We start from the raw sequence: 18373 nt of genomic DNA, 5'->3' as shown, positions 1-18373 counted from the left end.
CATAGGAGGCACCCGCCGTGGCTGTTATAGTTTTTGCTTGTGCCACGACCCGAGCCAAACCCTCCCATGCCTACCGCTCCGATCCTGATCACCGGCGCAGCCCAACGCGTCGGCCTGCATTGCGCCCGACGTTTGCTGGAGGACGGACAGCCGGTCATTGCCACTTACCGCACCGAACGCCCGGGGGTGCAGACGCTGCGTGATTTAGGGGCTACGGTGCTGTTCGCCGATCTTTCCAGCGAACCGGGTATCCTCGGCTTTATCGATCAGCTCAAACAGCACACCGACCAGCTGCGAGCCATCGTGCACAACGCCTCGGCCTGGCTGGCGGAAACTCCGGAAAGCGAAACGGCTGCATTCAACGAGATGTTTGGGGTGCACATGCTCGCCCCCTACCTGATCAACCTGCATTGCGCCGAGCTGCTGCAGCGCTGCATTCCTGCCGATATCGTGCACATCAGCGACGATGTAACACGCAAGGGCAGCAGCAAGCACATCGCCTATTGCGCCACCAAGGCCGGGCTCGAAAGCCTGACGCTATCGTTCGCGGCGAAGTACGCACCGGACATCAAGGTCAACGGTATAGCCCCGGCCCTGCTACTGTTCAATCCCGGCGACGACGCAGCCTATCGTGCCAAGGCGCTGGCCAAGTCCGCACTGGGCATCGAGCCCGGCAGCGAGGTCATTTACCAGAGTCTCCGTTATTTGCTGGATAACCCGTATGTCACCGGCACGACCCTGACGGTGAACGGCGGGCGGCATCTCAAATAGTCGCGGTTTCGAGGAAACATCATGGCGCTTTCGCCTCAGCATTACCGTGAGATCCTGATCGGCCTGGGCGAAGACCCGGAGCGCGAAGGCCTGCTGGATACCCCGGCGCGCGCGGCGAAGGCCATGCAGTACCTTTGCCATGGCTACGAGCAAAGCGTCGAAGAGATTGTCAATGGTGCCTTGTTTGCCTCCGACAGCGATGAAATGGTGATTGTCGCCGACATCGAGCTCTATTCTTTATGCGAACATCACCTGCTGCCCTTCATCGGCAAGGCCCATGTGGCTTATATTCCCACGGGCAAGGTCCTGGGGCTGTCGAAGGTCGCGCGACTGGTGGACATGTTCGCCCGCCGCCTGCAAATCCAGGAAAACCTCACCCGGCAAATCGCCGACGCGGTGCAGCGGGTAACCCAGGCTGCCGGCGTTGCGGTGGTGATTGAAGCCCAACACATGTGCATGATGATGCGCGGTGTCGAAAAACAGAACTCGACCATGAACACCTCGGTGATGCTCGGCGCCTTTCGCGAGTCCAGCACCACGCGCCAGGAGTTCCTGCAATTGATTCGACGGAGCCAATAAATGCCACAACTTCAACCCGCCATGGCGCGCATCAAGGTCAAGGACCTGCGCCTGCGTACATTCATCGGCATCAACGAGGATGAAATCCTCAATAAGCAGGATGTGCTGATCAACCTGACCATCCTCTATGCCGCCCAGGAAGCGGTGCGCGACAACGACATCGACCACGCCTTGAACTACCGCACCATCACCAAGGCGGTCATTGCCCACGTGGAAGGCAATCGCTTCGCCCTGCTCGAACGGCTCACCCAGGAGCTGCTCGACCTGGTCATGGCCAACGAGTCGGTGCTGTACGCCGAAGTCGAAGTCGACAAGCCGCATGCCTTGCGCTTCGCCGAGTCCGTATCGATTACGCTGGCGGCAAGCAGGACTTCTTCGTAGCAGCCAAAAGCTTCAAGCTGTAAGCTTCAAGGCTGAACACCGCAAACCCACTTGCAGCTTGAAGCGTGCCACTTGAAGCTGTCTCGCAGAGACTCCCATGAACGACCAACAACGCCTCGAACTTGAAGCCGCCGCATTCCGTCGGCTGGTTGCCCACCTCGACAGCCGCAAGGATGTGCAAAACATCGACCTGATGAACCTCGCCGGATTCTGCCGCAACTGCCTGTCCAAGTGGTACAAGGCGGCCGCCGACGAACGCCAGCTCGAGGTCAGCCTCGATGATGCACGAGAAGTTGTCTACGGCATGCCCTATGCCGAATGGAAAGCCCAGTACCAGAAAGAAGCCAGTGCCGAGCAACAAGCAGCATTCGCCAAAGGAAACCCCAATGCCTGACCTGAACACCTTTCGTGCCAGCCTCAAGAGCGGCGAGCATCTTTTTGCCGACACCCTGGCCTTCATTGTCGATGGCTACGACTATCAACCCCAGGCCTTCAAGAACGGCAGCGTGGAAAACGCCGCCGGGCAGAACGAAGGTTCCTGCAAGACGTTGGGCCTGGCGCTGCTTGAAGGCTTGAGCGACGAAGAAGCGCTGCTGGCGTTTGGCGAACATTATCGTTCGGTACTGGCCACGCCCGAAGGCAGCGACCACGGCAATATCCGCGCGTTGATGGCCCACGGGTTGGAGGGTGTGCACTTCGAGGCACCGCCGCTGCAGCGTCGCTGATCGACCCCTCGCCTCAGATTGCACAGCCGGAGTAAGTGGCATCTCACCACATCCCGACTTTTATGATTGACCCGGCAACTTTATTTCGTTTGCCGGGCGCTGCCGCTCGCGGCTTAGATAAGGTAAATCCTTTCTTCTTCCGAGCCGTCATCCATGAGCCGCGACAGCATCAGCCAATCGATTTCCTTCGTTCACCCCGTCAGCCTCAGCCACGGAAAAAACGCCGAAGTCTGGGATTGTGACGGCAAGCGCTACATTGACTTCGTGGGTGGCATCGGCGTGTTGAACCTCGGCCATTGTCATCCCCGCATCGTCGAGGCGATCCGCGAACAAGCTACCCGCCTGACGCACTACGCATTCAATGCGGCGCCCCACGCGCCTTATCTCGAATTGATGGAGCGCCTGGCCGCCTTCATCCCGGTCGATTACCCAGTGAGCGGCATGCTGACCAACAGCGGCGCCGAAGCGGCGGAAAACGCCCTGAAAATCGTGCGCGGCGCCACGGGACGCACTGCCGTGATTGCTTTCGATGGAGGCTTCCATGGCCGGACCCTCGCCACCCTCAACCTCAACGGCAAGGTCGCGCCGTACAAACAGAAAGTCGGCGTACTGCCCGGGCCGGTCTATCACTTGCCCTACCCCAGCCAGGACAACGGTGTGACATGCGCCGAAGCGCTGAAAGCCATGGACAGGCTGTTCAGCGTCGAGATCGATGTGAATGACGTGGCCTGCTTCATCGTCGAGCCGGTGCAGGGCGAAGCCGGTTTCCTGGCGATGGATGTAGCGTTCGCCCAGGCACTGCGGCAGTTCTGCGACGACAAGGGCATCGTGCTTATCATCGATGAGATCCAGTCCGGTTTCGGTCGCACCGGGCAGCGTTTTGCGTTCTCGCGACTGGGCATCGAGCCGGACCTCATCTTGCTGGGTAAAAGCATCGCCGGGGGCGTGCCGCTGGGAGCAGTGGTCGGCCGCAAGTTGCTGATGGACACGCTGCCTAAAGGTGGGCTCGGCGGCACTTACTCGGGCAACCCCATCGCCTGCGCCGCCGCGCTGGCAACGTTGGACGAAATGACTGATGCCAACCTGAAGGGCTGGGGTGCGCAACAGCAAGAGGCGATCGTCAGCCGCTACCGATCCTGGCGCAGCCGCGGGCTGAGCCCTTACCTGGGCCGCCTGACCGGTGTCGGCGCGATGCGCGGGATCGAACTCGCCCACACCGACGGCTTCCCGGCCCCGGCACAACTCACGCAATTGCTGGCGTCGGCGCGGGACTCGGGTTTGCTGCTGATGCCCAGCGGCAAGTCGCGGCACATCATTCGGCTGCTGGCGCCGTTGACGACCGAGCCGGCGGTGCTGGAAGAGGGGTTGGATATTCTGGAGGCGTGCCTGGTGAAGCTGGCCTGAAATGCTGTGTTTCTGACCACACAAAAAACCTGTGGGAGCGAGCTTGCTCGCGATAGCGTCAGGTCAGCCAACATCGATGTTGACTGATACACCGCCATCGCGAGCAAGCTCGCTCCCACAGAAGTTTTCCGCAGCGGCGTGTAAAACATCCAGGCACAAAAAAACCGGCCGAAGCCGGTTTTTTTGTGCCTGATGAAATCAGAACGAAGCGTTCTGCAAACCATCGAGGTAGCGCTCGGTGTCCAGGGCCGCCATGCAACCGGCACCGGCGGAGGTGATCGCCTGGCGGTAGACGTGGTCGGCCACGTCGCCGGCTGCAAAGATACCTTCGACGCTGGTGGCGGTAGCGTTGCCGTCGCGGCCGCCCTTGACCACCAGGTAGCCGTCCTTGAGTTCCAGCTGGCCTTCGAACAACGAAGTGTTCGGGGTGTGGCCGATGGCAATAAACACACCGTCAACCTTGATCTCGTCAAAGCTGCCGTCGTTGTTTTTCAGGCGCGCACCGGTCACACCCATGTTGTCGCCCAGCACCTCGTCCAGGGTGGCGTTGAGCTTGAGGATGATTTTGCCTTCGGCGACGCGGGCGTTGAGCTTGTCGATCAGGATCTTCTCGGCGCGGAAGGTTTCGCGACGGTGGATCAGGGTGACCGTGCTGGCGATGTTGGCCAGGTACAGCGCTTCTTCGACAGCGGTGTTGCCGCCACCGACCACCGCCACTGGCTTGTTGCGGTAGAAGAAACCGTCGCAAGTGGCGCAGGCCGAAACGCCCTTGCCCATGAAGGTTTCTTCCGACGGCAGGCCCAGGTAACGAGCACTGGCGCCGGTGGCGATGATCAGCGCGTCGCAGGTGTAGGTCGCGCTGTCGCCGGTCAGAGTGTACGGCTTGGCGGCGAAATCCACGGCGTTGATGTGATCGAAGACGATCTCGGTCTCGAAACGCTCGGCGTGTTCTTTCATGCGCTCCATCAAGGCCGGGCCGGTCAGGCCGTGGACGTCACCCGGCCAGTTGTCGACTTCGGTGGTGGTGGTCAATTGACCGCCAGCTTGCATGCCGGTGATCAGCAGCGGCTTGAGGTTGGCACGTGCCGCATAGACCGCGGCGCTGTAACCGGCAGGGCCGGAACCGAGAATAATCACACGCGAATGACGGACTTCAGACATGACCTGCTCCTGTTGACCGGACCTGTGGCCCGGAACGCCGGCTGAGCGGCGGGAATAAAAAAGGACTGTTGATGCACTTGGGGAAGGCTTGGGTTCGACAGTCCTGAAAAAGATTGGGTGCAGCGTATCGAGGGAGCGAAGATTAAGGAAATACGGTTTAACAATCCAGCTCATAGGTGAGCTCTATCCGCCGCCGCGCTGCCGATAGTGACGATCCTTCGCTAAACCTTTGTTACACGCCGTGTCGCGGCTTTCCCGCACAAAGCAAAGCCGGTAAGGTCGGCGCGTCAACTACCCTCGGAGCCACCTATGCCCGCCCCCGTCCTGTCCGGCCCGCAATATTTGCGCGAAGGCCTCAAATTGGTCCTGAGCCCCGGCCTGCGCCTTTTTGTCCTGCTGCCGCTGGCAATCAATCTGTTGCTGTTCGTCGGGTTGATCTATTTGGCCGGCCATCAGTTCAGCCTGTGGGTCGACACGCTGATGCCATCGTTGCCGGATGCGCTGAGTTTCCTGAGCTACGTCCTGTGGCCCTTGTTCGTCATCCTTGTGGTGTTGATGGTGTTTTTCACGTTCACCATGCTCGCCAATATCATCGCGGCGCCTTTCAACGGTTTTCTCGCCGAAAAGGTTGAAGTGGTGGTGCGCGGTACGGATGATTTCCCAGCGTTCAGTTGGGGCGAGTTGGTCGCCATGGTCCCGCGCACCCTGGCTCGCGAGGCGCGCAAGCTCGGCTATTTCCTGCCCCGGGCCCTGGGGCTGTTCGTGCTGTCGTTCATCCCGGGGGTCAATGTGGTGGCCGCGCCGCTGTGGTTGCTGTTCGGGATATGGATGATGGCGATCCAATACATCGACTACCCGGCGGACAACCACAAGCTGGGCTGGAACGAAATGCTCGCCTGGCTGCGGGAAAAACGCTGGCAGAGCCTGGGGTTCGGTGGCAGCGTGTATCTGGTGCTGTTGATCCCCTTCGTAAACATTCTGATGATGCCAGCGGCCGTGGCTGGAGCGACGTTGTTCTGGGTGCGCGAGCAAGGCGCCGAGACGGCGTTGGCGCGACAGGGCTGATCCCGTCACAAATCCATCATCTTCACGTCACAATGGCGAAACGGCCCCGGTCGACACTGGGGTCATGACCACACACCTGCACGTTACGCTCGTCACCGAAACCTTTGCGCCGGAAATCAATGGCGTCGCCAATACCCTGGGTCGTCTCTATGACGGCTTGCGCGCCCGCGGGCATCGGGTTGAATTGATTCGTCCGCGCCAGGCAGGGGACCAGGGCCTCACCAGCAACGACCAATTGCTGCTGTGTCGGGGCTGGCCACTGCCGGGGTACCCGGGGTTGCAGTGGGGGCAGGCTTCGATGCACAAGCTGCTGCGGCGCTGGAAACGTCATCGCCCGGATGTGTTGTACATCGCCACCGAAGGGCCGCTGGGCTTGTCAGCGTTGCGTGCGGCGCGGCGCCTGGGTATCTCGGTGGTGAGTGGCTTTCATACCAATTTCCAGCAATACACCCGACAATACGGCCTCGGCCTGTTGAGTCGTGGGCTCACGCATTACCTGCGCTGGTTCCACAACCGTTCAAGCCTGACGCTGGTGCCCAGCGTCAGCCAGCGCCTGGAACTGGAACGCCGGCATTTCGAACGCGTGGCGTTGTTGTCCCGTGGCGTGGACAGCCATTTGTTTCATCCAGCCAAACGCTCAACCGCCCTGCGAGAGAGCTGGGGCTTGGGCGATGACGATATCGCTGTGCTGCATGTGGGACGCCTGGCGCCGGAAAAAAACCTTGCGCTACTCAAGCGTTGCTTCGACACCCTGAGCAGTGCTTTTCCTACACGGCAAATCAAGCTTGTGATCGTTGGCGACGGCCCACAGCGGCTCGCACTCGAACAGCAATTGCCCGAGGCAATATTCTGCGGGGCGCAACGTGGCGAAGCGCTGGCGGCTCATTATGCGTCCGGGGATGTGTTTGTCTTTCCAAGCCTGACCGAAACCTTCGGCAACGTTGTGCTGGAAGCGTTGGCATCCGGGCTGGGCGTGGTGGCCTATGACCAGGCCGCGGCGGCGCAGCACATCCGTCATGGCTATAACGGGGTGTCGGCGATGCCGGGCGACGAAGAAGCGTTCTGCGATGCGGCCCGTTGGCTGCTGGAGGAGCGTGAAGCCTTGCGTTGCGTGAGGCTCAATGCGCGCCAGCACGCGAGTCGCCAAGGCTGGGCGTCGGTGATCGAGCAATTCGAGGCGTTACTGCGAGGCGCTTGTGTCGGCGAGCAGGTGATGCCTGCTGCGCCGACAGTGCGTTGATCGTTCGGTGATGCTTAGACCAAGGTCATCAACGCCTCACGACTGAACGGCAGGATGTCCTGCTCACGCCCGTCACGCACTTTCTGCGCCCAGTCCGGATCCACCAGCAGCGCACGGCCCACCGCCACCAGATCGAATTCTTCCTTGTTCAGGCGCTCCAGCAGATTTTCCAGGCTCGCCGGTTGGGCAACCTTGTCGGTATTGACCATGAACTGCAGGAACTCGCCGTCCAGACCGACACTGCCGACGGTAATCGTTGGTTTGCCGGTGAGCTTGCGGGTCCAGCCGGCCAGGTTCAGGTCCGAACCCTCGAACTCCGGCTCCCAGAACCGACGCGTGGAGCAATGGAAAATATCCACGCCGGCATCAGCCAACGGCTTGAGAAAGGCCTCCAGCGCCTCAGGTGTCTGCACCAGGCGCGCGGTGTAGTCCTGCTGCTTCCATTGGGAAAACCGGAAGATGATCGGGAAACCCTCGCCCACCGCTGCGCGCACGGCGCGGATCAGTTCGATGGCGAAGCGCGAGCGATTGGCCAGATCGCCGCCATAACCGTCAGTGCGCTGGTTGCTGCCGTCCCAGAAAAACTGATCGACCAGATAGCCGTGGGCACCGTGGATCTCCACGCCGTCCATGCCGATGTCCTGGGCGTCTTTTGCTGCTTGGGCGAAAGCGGCGATGACTTCGTCGATGTCCGCCTGAGTCATGCCGTGGACCACGACTTGGCCATCCTTGAGTTTTTCAGTGGGCCCATAGCCCGGCACAGTGCCATCCGGCTCGGTACCGAGGCGTCGAACATTGCCCACATGCCACAGTTGCGGGACGATCTTGCCACCTTCGGCGTGCACCGCGTCGACGACTTCTTTCCAACCCGCCAGCGCGGCATCACCGTAGAAGTGGGGTACGTTCGGGTAGCCGTTGGAAGCCTTATGGCCAACCGTCGTGCCCTCGGTGATGATCAGGCCTACCCCGGCCGCCGCGCGACGGCGGTAATACTCGATCACTTTGCTGTTCGGAACGCCACCCGGCGAAAAGGAACGGGTCATCGGCGCCATCACCACCCGGGTCGGCAACTGGAACGTGCCGAGCTGGAAAGGTTTGAACAGGGCTTGTACTGGCATGGGGCACTCCACGGGATCGGTCACAGTTCAGATATGACGGCGATAATATGGAGTCGAGGCGGTGCTGGGTAGCACTATTGATTGGAGTGATTAAGGATCAGAAGGGAGGATTGACATTGAGAGGCTCAACCCAATGCACGCCGAGCGTATACCTTGTGGCGAGGGGATTTATCCATCGCCACAGGGGTTCGCCTACGGTTCAGTTCAGCGCTTTTTCGATCGCCTGGATCACGGCAGGATCATCCGGCGGCGTGCGCGGCGAGAAACGCGCCAGCACCCGGCCGTCCTTGCCGAGCAGGAATTTTTCGAAGTTCCAGGTGATGTCCCCAGGAAACTCGGCGCCCTCGCCCGCCAGCAGGCGATACAACTGATGACGTTCAGGACCGTTCACGTCCAACTTGCCGGCCAACGGAAACGTCACGCCATAGTTGAGGCTGCAGAACGCCTGGATTTCCTGCTCGGTCCCCGGCTCTTGCCCGGCGAACTGATTGCAGGGCAGGCCCAGCACCGCGAACCCCTTGGCCTTGTATTGCTGGTAGAGATCTTCCAGCGCCGCATATTGTGGCGTCAGGCCACATTTGGAGGCGACGTTGACCACCAGCACGACTTGCCCCTTGAACGGCGCCAAAGGAAGCTCCTGACCATCCAGGGCTGTCAGTTTAAGGTCGTGGAAAGCACTCATGACGAAACTCCAGGTTTGCGGATCTTTTCAATACAGCCATGGGCGATGCTAGCAGCAAGCGACTAAAAAGGCGCCGTAGGGCGCCTTTCCAGTTCACGGGTTACTTGAACGTAGCGCAGAAATCAGTGGTGATGGCCGCCTTCGCCATGGACGTGACCATGGGCGACTTCTTCCTGGCTGGCGTCACGGATGTCAACGATCTTGACTTGGAAGTTCAAGCGCTGTCCAGCCAACGGGTGGTTGCCGTCAACGGTCACGTCGTCGCCGTCTAGGTCGCGAATGGTGACGATCTGCATCTGGCCATCCGGCGCCGAAGCGTGGAACTGCATGCCGACTTCCAGCTCATCCACACCTTCGAACATGCTGCGGCTCAGGGTGCTGACCAGTTCGGCGGAGTATTCGCCGTAGGCGTCTTCCGGCTCGACGGCCACGCTCAGCTCGTCACCGACGGTTTTGCCTTCCAGGGCTTTTTCCAGGCCCTGGATGATGTTGCCTGCACCATGCAGGTAGACCAGCGGAGCGCCGCCGGCGGAGCTGTCGATGACCTCACCAGCGTCGTTGGTCAGGGTATAGTCGATGGAGACAGCCTTATTGGCGGCGATCAGCATGGGGCGAGACCTTTTGCATAAGAATGAAGAACGGACAAGTCTAAACAAGGATTTGCCCGAAAGCGAACGGAACCCGGACAAACGGGCTAGCTCGAACAGACCAACGGTCACCGGATTCCGCCAGGATGAGGATGGGCATTGGGTGGCCGAGCTGTCCTGCGGCCACACCCAGCACCTGCGCCATCAGCCACCGTGGCAATCCCGGGCCTGGGTCCTGGATCCGGCGCAACGTGTTGAAAAAATAGGCCAGCCCTTTGACTGCGGCTGGTGCGCTCAAGGCCCGGTTAGCGATAACCTTGGCGACTGAATTGTGGGTAGACGACCCGTCATAGGTCGCGCCATTCCCCCTTAGAGAATCCGCATGCAAACTTTTTTTATCGCACCCACCGATTTTGGCGTGGGCCTGACCTCCATCAGCCTCGGGCTGGTGCGTACCCTGGAACGGGCCGGGCTTAAAGTCGGCTTTTTCAAACCCATTGCCCAGCCTCATCCCGGCGATACCGGCCCGGAACGCTCCACCGAACTGGTGGCCCGCACCCACGGCCTCAAGCCGCCCCAGCCCCTGGGCCTGGCTCACGTCGAGCGCATGCTTGGCGATGGCCAGCTCGATGAGCTGCTGGAAGAAATCATCACCCTTTACCAGCAGGCCGCTATCGGCAAGGACGTGCTGGTCGTCGAGGGTATGGTCCCGACCCGCAGCGCCAGCTACGCCGCGCGGGTCAACCTGCACTTGGCCAAGAGCCTGGACGCCGAAGTCATCCTGGTGTCGGCGCCGGAAAACGAAGTGTTGACGGAGCTTTCCGGCCGCGTTGAATTGCAGGCGCAGCTGTTCGGCGGCCCCAAGGATCCGAAAGTCCTCGGCGTGATCTTGAACAAGGTCCGCACCGACGAGAGCATGGAGGCGTTCACCGCGCGCCTCAAGGAACACTCGCCATTGCTGCGCAGCGGCGACTTTCGCCTGCTCGGCTGCATCCCGTTCCGCCCAGAACTCAATGCCCCGCGGACCCGCGACGTGGCCGACCTGATGGGCGCGCAGGTGCTCAATGCTGGCGATTACGAAACCCGGCGCATGAGCAACATCATCATTTGCGCCCGCACCATGCGCAACACCGTGGAGCTGCTCAAGCCCGGCGTGCTGGTGGTGACCCCTGGCGATCGCGACGACATCATCCTGGCCGTGAGCCTGGCGGCGATCAACGGCGTGCCGCTGGCCGGCCTGCTGTTGACCAGCGACACCTTGCCCGACCCACGCATCATGGAGCTGTGCCGCGGCGCCTTGCAGGCAGGCTTGCCGGTGCTGTCGGTGAGCACCGGTTCCTACGACACCGCCAACCTGCTCAACGGCTTGAACAAGGAAATCCCCATCGATGACCGCGAACGCGCAGAGATCATCACCGATTTCGTCGCCAGCCACCTGGACGCCCGATGGCTGCACCAGCGCTGCGGTACGCCACGGGAAATGCGCTTGTCACCGGCGGTGTTCCGCTACCAGTTGATCCAACGTGCGCAGGCCGCGAACAAGCGCATCGTGCTGCCTGAAGGCAGCGAGCCGCTCACCGTCCAGGCCGCCGCCATCTGCCAGGCCCGAGGCATCGCCCGTTGCGTGTTGCTGGCCAAGCCGGCCGATGTCGAGGCGGTGGCGCGCGCCCAAGGTATCGAACTGCCGCCGGGGCTGGAGATTCTCGACCCGGATGTGATTCGCGAGCGTTACGTCGAGCCCATGGTGCAACTGCGCAAGAGCAAGAGCCTGAACGCCCCCATGGCCGAGCAGCAGCTGGAAGATCCCGTGGTGATCGGCACCGTGATGCTGGCGCTGGATGAAGTGGACGGCCTGGTATCGGGTGTCATCCACTCCACCGCCAACACCATCCGCCCGGCCTTGCAGTTGATCAAGACCGCGCCTGGGTGCTCGCTGGTGTCCTCGGTGTTTTTCATGCTGTTTCCCGAAGAAGTGCTGGTCTACGGCGATTGCGTGATGAACCCGCACCCCAGCGCAGCGGAGCTGGCGGAAATTGCCCTGCAAAGCGCCGACTCCGCCGCGGCGTTCGGCATCACGCCAAGGGTCGCCATGCTCAGCTATTCCAGCGGCGAGTCGGCCAGCGGCGAAGAGGTGGAAAAGGTCCGCGAAGCGACCCTGCTGGCCCATGAGGCGCAACAAGGGCTGTTGATCGACGGCCCGCTGCAATACGATGCCGCCGCCAACGAAACCGTGGCACGGCAACTGGCACCCAACAGCCAGGTCGCCGGCCGTGCCACGGTGTTCATTTTCCCGGACCTCAATACCGGCAACACCACCCACAAGGCCGTGCAACGCAGCGCCGATTGCGTCAGCCTCGGACCGATGCTGCAAGGCTTGCGCAAACCCGTGAATGACTTGCCACGCGGCGCCCAGGTCGATGACATCGTGTACACCATCGCCCTGACCGCGATCCAAGCCGCCAACCGACCTCTGGATATTTAAATGCTGGACTTCCTGCCTGCCCCTTTGCGCGGCGTCATCGCCTCGCTGCTCCTGGCACTGAATACCATTGCCTGCTGCACGCCGCTGTTCATCGTGGCGATCTTCAAGCTGTTGCTGCCCTTCCCTGCCGCCCAGCGCTTCACCGACTGGCTGATGAGCCACATCCATGAAGCGTGGATCAGCAACAACAAGGCCTGGATGAATCTGCTGCGCCGTACCCGCTGGCACCTCAGCGGGCTGGAGGGCCTGGATTACCAGCATTCCTACCTGATCACCAGCAACCACCAGAGCTGGGTCGACATCATGGTCTTGCAATACGTGCTGAACCGGCGCATCCGGCCGTTGAAGTTTTTCCTCAAGCAAGAGCTGATCTGGGTGCCGGTGATCGGCCTGGCGTGGTGGGCCCTGGGCTTCCCGTTCATGAAGCGCTACTCCAAGGCTTACCTGGAAAAGCACCCGGAGAAGAAAGGCAAGGACCTGGAAACCACCCGCAAGACATGCGCGAAGTTTCGCAACAACCCGGTGGGCATCTTCAATTTCGTCGAAGGCACGCGCTTCACCGAAGGCAAGCACGCCCAGCAGCAGTCACCGTTTCGCTACTTGCTCAAGCCCAAGGCCGGCGGAATCGCGTTCGTGCTCGATGCCATGGGTGAGCAGTTGGAATCGATCATCAACGTGACCATTCACTATCCGGGCGGTCGCCCGGGGTATTGGGGTTTGCTCTGCGGCAACGTTGGGGAGGTGGTGGTGCATTTCCAGGAGCTGAAGATACCGCCGCAGTTCATTGGCAAAAGCTACGACCAGGACGGTGCGTATCGCCTTGAGTTCCAGGGCTGGATCAACCAGTTATGGCAGGACAAGGATGCATTGCTTGCGCAGATGCATCGGGAGTATCCCGCCAAGTCTTGAGGTGGCTGCATCGACCTCATCGCGAGCAAGCTCGCTCCCACAGGGTATGTGTGAGCGCCAAGAATCTAGTGTGGGAGCGAGCTTGCTCGCGATAGCAATTTTCTAGACAACAAAAAAGCCCGCAGATGATCACTCATCTGCGGGCTTTTCATTTACAGCGGCGTTGCTTAGATCGCCCCACGCTTGCGCAGCAGATCCAGCACCTGCTTGACGCTTTCTTCCAACGTCAGCGACTGGGTGTCGATCACCAGGTCGGCATCCAGCGGCACATCGTACGGGAACGACTCGCCCGGGATGTTATCGCCGGCGGCCGCGTACAGCCCTTGCGGATCACGCTGGGCACACACCGTCGGCGAGGCCTGGACGTAGACGGTCAGCAGGCGCTCCCGACCGATCAGGTCCTTGGCCTGTTCACGCCCTTCGGCACTCGGCGCGACGAACGCGGCCAGGGTCAGCAGGCCAGCTTCGTTGAACTGACGGGCAACGTGAGCCGCGCGACGCCAATTCTCGGTCCGCCCGGCGCGATCCTGCGGCAAGCCCTTGTTCAAATCATGGCGCAGGTTCTGGCCATCAAGCACGAACACCGCACGGCCCATGTCGAACAGCTTGCGCTCGACTGCGTAGGCCAGCGTGCTCTTGCCCGCACCCGACAGGCCACTGAACAGCACCGTGGCTGGCTGCTGGCCGAAGCGCTGGGTGCGTTCTTCCACCGACACATGGGCCAGTTTGCCGTGGTGCGTGCTGCTGCCGTGGGTCAGCGGCTGGGCGACGATCATGCCGGCACCGACCGTGCCGTTGGTCAGGCGGTCGATGACGATGAACGCGCCGGTGGTGCGGTTGCTCTCGTAGCCGTCCAAGGCGATCGGCGCATCCAGGGCAATCTTCACCTTGCCGATTTCGTTGAGCTGCAAGGCGCTGGCGGTCCCCTCTTCGAGGGTGTTCACATCGACTTTGTTGACGATGCTGGCAATCGAACCCGGCACGTAGCTGGTGGCGCGCTTGATGTCGTATTTCTTGCCCGGCAGCATCGGCTCCTCGGCCATCCACACCAGCATCGCTTCGAAGCTGTCGGTGACCGGCGGCACGTTGTCGGCATGCACCAGCAGGTCGCCACGGGAAATATCGATCTCGTCTTCCATGGTCAGCGTCACGGCCTGGCCTGGACCGGCGTGTTCCAGCTCGCCTTCGAAGGTGACGATGGATTTCACGCGGCTGCTCTTGCCCGACGGCAACACCACCACTTCGTCGCCCTTGTGCACGATGCCGCTGGCGAGGGTACCGGCGAAACCGCGGAAGTTCAGGTTCGGACGGTTGACGTACTGCACCGGGAAACGCAGATCGGTGAAGTTACGGTCGCCCGCCACTTCCACGGTCTCGAGGATCTCCATCAGCGACTGGCCGGTGTACCACGGCGACCGCTCGGACTTGTTCACCACGTTGTCGCCCTTGAGGGCGGACATCGGCACGAAGTGCATGCTGGTGGGCTTCATCTTCAAGCCTTCGGCGAACTTCAGGTAGTCGGCCTTGATCGACTCGAACACGCCCTGGTCGAAGTCCTTGAGGTCCATCTTGTTGATGGCCACGACGATGTGCTTGATGCCCAGCAACGAGGCGATGAAGCTGTGGCGACGGGTCTGGGTCTGCACGCCGTAGCGGGCGTCGACCAGGATGATCGCCAGGTCACAGGTGGACGCACCAGTGGCCATGTTGCGGGTGTACTGCTCATGGCCAGGGGTGTCGGCAATGATGAATTTGCGCTTGGCGGTGGAGAAATAGCGGTAGGCGACATCGATGGTGATGCCTTGCTCGCGCTCGGCCTGCAGGCCGTCGACCAGCAACGCCAGGTCGATATCGTCTCCGGTGGTGCCGACTTTCTTCGAATCGCGGGTGATGGCTTCCAGGTGATCTTCGTAGATCATCTTGGAGTCGTGCAGCAGGCGCCCGATCAGGGTGCTCTTGCCGTCGTCGACATTGCCGCAGGTCAAGAAGCGCAGCAGCTCTTTACGCTCGTGCTGGCCCAGGTAGGCGAGGATGTCCTCGCTGATCAAATCAGATTGATGCGACATGACAGCCCCTTAGAAATAACCTTGACGTTTTTTATCTTCCATCGAGCCTGCGCCATCGTGGTCGATGACCCGGCCCTGGCGCTCGGAAGTTCGCGTCAGGAGCATTTCCTGGATGATGTCCGTCAGGCTCTCGGCCTCGGACTCCACCGCGCCCGTCAACGGGTAGCAGCCAAGGGTACGGAAACGTACTTTCTTCTTGACGATACGGGCTTTGTCTTCGTCGGACAGGTGCTCGAGGATGCGCTCGTCGTCGATCATGATCAGCGTGCCGTTCTTCTCGATCACTTCGCGCTCGGCGGCGAAGTACAGCGGCACGATCGGGATGCCTTCGAGATAGATGTACTGCCAGATATCCAGCTCGGTCCAGTTCGACAGCGGGAACACTCGAATCGACTCGCCCTTGTTGACCTTGCCGTTGTAGACGTTCCAAAGCTCTGGGCGCTGATTCTTGGGGTCCCAGCGGTGCTTGCTGTCGCGGAACGAGTAGACGCGCTCCTTGGCGCGGGACTTCTCTTCATCGCGACGGGCACCACCGAAGGCTGCGTCGAAACCATGCTTGTCGAGCGCCTGCTTGAGGCCCTCGGTCTTCATGATGTCGGTGTGCTTGGCGCTGCCGTGGGTAAACGGGTTGATATTCTGCGCCACGCCGTCCGGGTTGATATGGGTGATCAAGTCCAGGCCAAGTTCTTCGACCATGCGGTCGCGGAACTTGTACATCTCCTGGAATTTCCAGCGGGTGTCGACGTGCATCACCGGAAACGGCAGCTTGCCGGGGAAGAACGCCTTGCGTGCCAGGTGCAGCATCACGGCGGAGTCTTTACCGATGGAGTACAGCATCACCGGGTTATCGAACTCGGCGGCCACCTCGCGGATGATATGGATGCTTTCCGCCTCCAGCTGTTTCAGATGCGTCAGTTTGTCGACCATGGCTACTCACGAAAGCTTTCTTATGAACGGCCAGCGGGCCGTGTTCGAGCGGGGAATCCTAGCACAGCGACCTCTTCTAATCAGGGCGCCAACTAGATCGAAACAGCATATGGATATGCCCGGTGGTTCGGGCAATGCGACAGCTTTTGTGGGAGCGAGCTTGCTCGCTCGCACAGGGGTTATAAGCATTCAGATCGGATTCGGGCAGTCGATGAAGATATGTTCCAGGGCAAAACGTCGCGCCAGGTAGTCGCCCAGCGCCTGGACGCCATAACGCTCGGTGGCATGATGCCCGGCGGCGATGAAGCTGATGCCGTTCTCCCGGGCGCTGTGGAACGTCTGCTCCGACGCCTCACCGCTAAGGTAGAGGTCGACACCGGCCAATATCGCCTGATCGATATAACCCTGGCCACCACCGGTGCACCAGCCGACCCGGCGGATCATCTGTTCGCCCTCTATCAACAACGGCTCGCGTCCCATCACTTCCTGGACCTTGCGGGCAAAATCCCGGGGCGTCATCGGTTCGCTCAAGGAGCCGACGAGGCCGACGATCTTGGGGTTATCCGGATCCAGCGGCCCCTCGACGGTGATGTCCAACTGACGGGCCAGTTGCACGTTATTGCCCACCTCGGGATGCAGGTCCAGAGGCAGATGGTAGGCCAGCAAGCTGATGTCGTGGTTGAGCAACGTTTTGAGGCGACGCTGCTTCATGCCGGTGACGCAAGGGTTCTCGCCTTTCCAGAAATAGCCGTGATGCACCAGCACCAAGTCGGCCTCGGCCTCGACGGCCGCATCGAGCAACGCCTGGCTGGCAGTGACACCACTGACGATGCGCATCACCTGTGGCTTGCCTTCGACTTGCAGCCCGTTCGGGCAATAATCGGCAATTCGACCGCTTGTCAGGTAACGGTCCGCTTCTTCTACCAGGGTGTTCAGGGCTACGGCCATGAAAAGACTCCTAAATATCCCGTTCAGAGGCGCCCGCGGCCTCGTATAATGCGCGACATTATGGGCGGTCTCATACCGCCTGCAACCTTTGTAGGACGTGCTTAATGCTCAAGGCGCTGCGTTTTTCCGGCTGGCCGCTATTGGCCGGCGTGCTTGTCGCTCTACTGATTATCCAGCGCTACCCGGAATGGGTCGGCCTGCCAAGCCTCGATGTCAACCTGCAACAGGCGCCGCAAACCAAGGCGGTGCAGCAGGGCCCGGTGTCCTACGCCGACGCGGTCACCCTGGCGGCGCCGGCGGTGGTGAACCTGTACACCACCAAAGTCATCAACAAACCCAACCATCCCTTGTTCGAAGATCCGCAATTCCGGCGTTTTTTCGGCGACAACTCGCCCAAGCAGAAGCGCATGGAGTCGAGCCTGGGCTCGGGTGTGATCATGAGCCCGGAAGGTTATATCCTGACCAACAACCACGTCACCAGCGGTGCCGACCAGATCGTAGTGGCGCTCAAGGACGGCCGTGAAACCCTGGCCCGAGTGATCGGCAGCGACCCGGAAACCGACCTCGCGGTACTGAAGATCGATCTCAAGAACCTGCCAGCCATCACCATCGGCCGCTCCGACAGCATCCGCATCGGCGACGTGACCCTGGCGATCGGCAACCCGTTCGGCGTAGGCCAGACCGTGACCATGGGCATCATCAGCGCCACCGGCCGCAACCAACTGGGCCTGAACAACTACGAAGATTTCATCCAGACCGACGCCGCGATCAACCCCGGCAACTCCGGTGGCGCCCTGGTGGATGCCAATGGCAACCTCACCGGGATCAATACGGCGATTTTCTCCAAGTCCGGCGGCAGCCAAGGCATCGGCTTTGCCATCCCGGTGAAATTGGCCATGGAAGTGATGAAGTCCATCATCGAACACGGCCAAGTGATTCGTGGCTGGCTGGGGATTGAAGTCCAGCCGCTGACCCAGGAACTGGCGGAATCGTTCGGTTTGTCCGGGCGGCCCGGGATCGTGGTGGCGGGGATTTTCCGCGACGGTCCGGCGCAGAAGGCCGGCCTGCAGTTGGGCGATGTCATCCTGAGCATCGACGGCGAACCCGCTGGCGATGGCCGTCGCTCGATGAACCAGGTGGCGCGGATCAAACCCACCGACAAGGTCACGATCCAGGTCATGCGCAACGGCAAGGAGCTCAAGCTTACGGCTGAGATCGGCCTGCGCCCGCCACCCGCGCCGGTGGTGCTCAAGGAAGAACAGTAAAATTCCATCCCCCCGTGGCGAGGGTACTTGCTCCCTCGCCACAAAACGGCGTTCGACTCAATT

Annotated in this window: 19 protein-coding genes; 12 read left to right on the top strand and 7 right to left on the bottom strand. The window is 61.0% G+C overall.

Going from position 1 to position 18373, the window contains the following annotated elements; translation table 11 throughout:
- The first annotated feature begins 66 nt into the window (after window positions 1-66).
- From folM to J3P79_RS04745, 6 genes are all read left to right on the top strand, one after another.
- The gene (gene folM, locus J3P79_RS04770) at window positions 67-771 is read left to right on the top strand and encodes a dihydromonapterin reductase (protein ID WP_434608560.1); all 705 of its coding nucleotides are present in this window, start codon (window positions 67-69) and stop codon (window positions 769-771) included.
- A gap of 21 nt (window positions 772-792) precedes the next feature.
- A complete protein-coding gene (folE, locus tag J3P79_RS04765) occupies window positions 793-1350 on the top strand; it encodes a GTP cyclohydrolase I FolE (RefSeq protein WP_434608557.1) in 558 nt (185 codons plus the stop codon).
- Window positions 1351-1731, top strand: a complete 381-nt coding sequence (gene folX / locus J3P79_RS04760) for a dihydroneopterin triphosphate 2'-epimerase (RefSeq protein ID WP_434608555.1) — start codon at window positions 1351-1353, stop codon at window positions 1729-1731. It abuts the gene before it with no gap.
- Between the two features lie 97 nt (window positions 1732-1828).
- Entirely contained in the window at window positions 1829-2125 is a 297-nt protein-coding gene (locus J3P79_RS04755) for a DUF1244 domain-containing protein (protein ID WP_434608552.1), read from the top strand.
- Window positions 2118-2456 (top strand): HopJ type III effector protein, encoded by a 339-nt coding sequence (locus J3P79_RS04750; protein WP_434608549.1) that lies wholly within the window; start codon window positions 2118-2120, stop codon window positions 2454-2456. Before J3P79_RS04755 ends, J3P79_RS04750 begins: the two co-directional genes overlap by 8 nt.
- A gap of 153 nt (window positions 2457-2609) precedes the next feature.
- A complete protein-coding gene (locus tag J3P79_RS04745; protein ID WP_434608547.1) occupies window positions 2610-3860 on the top strand; it encodes a 2-aminoadipate transaminase in 1251 nt (416 codons plus the stop codon).
- Between the two features lie 198 nt (window positions 3861-4058).
- On the opposite strand, the gene trxB is transcribed toward J3P79_RS04745, so the two are convergent.
- Window positions 4059-5021: a thioredoxin-disulfide reductase gene (trxB, locus tag J3P79_RS04740; RefSeq protein ID WP_030139882.1), complete on the bottom strand. Its 963-nt coding sequence runs from the start codon at window positions 5019-5021 to the stop codon at window positions 4059-4061.
- 309 nt (window positions 5022-5330) lie between these two features.
- Between trxB and cysZ the strand changes: the two genes are divergently transcribed.
- The gene (cysZ, locus tag J3P79_RS04735; protein WP_434608545.1) at window positions 5331-6086 is read left to right on the top strand and encodes a sulfate transporter CysZ; all 756 of its coding nucleotides are present in this window, start codon (window positions 5331-5333) and stop codon (window positions 6084-6086) included.
- A gap of 64 nt (window positions 6087-6150) precedes the next feature.
- Complete coding sequence (locus tag J3P79_RS04730) at window positions 6151-7326, top strand: glycosyltransferase family 4 protein (protein ID WP_434608543.1); 1176 nt, start codon at window positions 6151-6153, stop codon at window positions 7324-7326.
- A 14-nt stretch (window positions 7327-7340) separates the two neighbouring features.
- On the opposite strand, the gene J3P79_RS04725 is transcribed toward J3P79_RS04730, so the two are convergent.
- The 3 genes from J3P79_RS04725 to J3P79_RS04715 all read right to left on the bottom strand — a co-directional run bounded on the left by J3P79_RS04725 (window position 7341) and on the right by J3P79_RS04715 (window position 9734).
- Complete coding sequence (locus tag J3P79_RS04725; RefSeq protein ID WP_434608542.1) at window positions 7341-8444, bottom strand: NADH:flavin oxidoreductase; 1104 nt, start codon at window positions 8442-8444, stop codon at window positions 7341-7343.
- A gap of 199 nt (window positions 8445-8643) precedes the next feature.
- The gene (locus J3P79_RS04720) at window positions 8644-9126 is read right to left on the bottom strand and encodes a glutathione peroxidase (RefSeq protein ID WP_434608540.1); all 483 of its coding nucleotides are present in this window, start codon (window positions 9124-9126) and stop codon (window positions 8644-8646) included.
- Window positions 9127-9248: 122 nt separating this feature from the next.
- Window positions 9249-9734 (bottom strand): FKBP-type peptidyl-prolyl cis-trans isomerase, encoded by a 486-nt coding sequence (locus J3P79_RS04715; RefSeq protein ID WP_434608538.1) that lies wholly within the window; start codon window positions 9732-9734, stop codon window positions 9249-9251.
- On the opposite strand from J3P79_RS04715, the gene J3P79_RS04710 reads away from it, so the two are divergent.
- The 3 genes from J3P79_RS04710 to J3P79_RS04700 are packed head-to-tail and all read left to right on the top strand — an operon-like array spanning window position 9703 to window position 13104.
- Window positions 9703-10041 (top strand): DUF3565 domain-containing protein, encoded by a 339-nt coding sequence (locus tag J3P79_RS04710; RefSeq protein WP_434608536.1) that lies wholly within the window; start codon window positions 9703-9705, stop codon window positions 10039-10041. The two genes, J3P79_RS04715 and J3P79_RS04710, sit on opposite strands and share 32 nt — an antisense overlap.
- Before the next feature lie 54 nt (window positions 10042-10095).
- Window positions 10096-12195, top strand: coding sequence for a phosphate acetyltransferase (gene pta / locus J3P79_RS04705; RefSeq protein ID WP_434608535.1), 2100 nt, complete (start codon window positions 10096-10098; stop codon window positions 12193-12195).
- Window positions 12196-13104, top strand: a complete 909-nt coding sequence (locus J3P79_RS04700) for an acyltransferase (RefSeq protein WP_434608532.1) — start codon at window positions 12196-12198, stop codon at window positions 13102-13104.
- 167 nt (window positions 13105-13271) lie between these two features.
- On the opposite strand, the gene cysN is transcribed toward J3P79_RS04700, so the two are convergent.
- The 3 genes from cysN to J3P79_RS04685 all read right to left on the bottom strand — a co-directional run bounded on the left by cysN (window position 13272) and on the right by J3P79_RS04685 (window position 17045).
- A complete protein-coding gene (gene cysN, locus J3P79_RS04695; protein ID WP_434608530.1) occupies window positions 13272-15170 on the bottom strand; it encodes a sulfate adenylyltransferase subunit CysN in 1899 nt (632 codons plus the stop codon).
- Window positions 15171-15179: 9 nt separating this feature from the next.
- Window positions 15180-16097, bottom strand: a complete 918-nt coding sequence (gene cysD, locus J3P79_RS04690) for a sulfate adenylyltransferase subunit CysD (protein WP_030139871.1) — start codon at window positions 16095-16097, stop codon at window positions 15180-15182.
- A 189-nt stretch (window positions 16098-16286) separates the two neighbouring features.
- Window positions 16287-17045 carry a Nif3-like dinuclear metal center hexameric protein gene (locus J3P79_RS04685; RefSeq protein ID WP_434608527.1) on the bottom strand — a complete coding sequence of 253 codons (759 nt, stop codon included), beginning with the start codon at window positions 17043-17045 and terminating at the stop codon, window positions 16287-16289.
- A gap of 104 nt (window positions 17046-17149) precedes the next feature.
- Here J3P79_RS04685 and algW point away from each other — a divergent pair, with 104 nt between their 5' ends.
- Window positions 17150-18310, top strand: coding sequence for a Do family serine endopeptidase AlgW (gene algW, locus J3P79_RS04680; protein WP_039592221.1), 1161 nt, complete (start codon window positions 17150-17152; stop codon window positions 18308-18310).
- The last annotated feature ends 63 nt before the right edge of the window (window positions 18311-18373 follow it).

It is taken from the genome of Pseudomonas sp. R1-7 (genome assembly GCF_051132105.1).
Taxonomy (GTDB): Bacteria; Pseudomonadota; Gammaproteobacteria; order Pseudomonadales; family Pseudomonadaceae; genus Aquipseudomonas.
The sequence above is the reverse complement of the archived record's forward strand: the minus strand, read 5'-3'. Positions and strand labels throughout refer to the sequence as shown.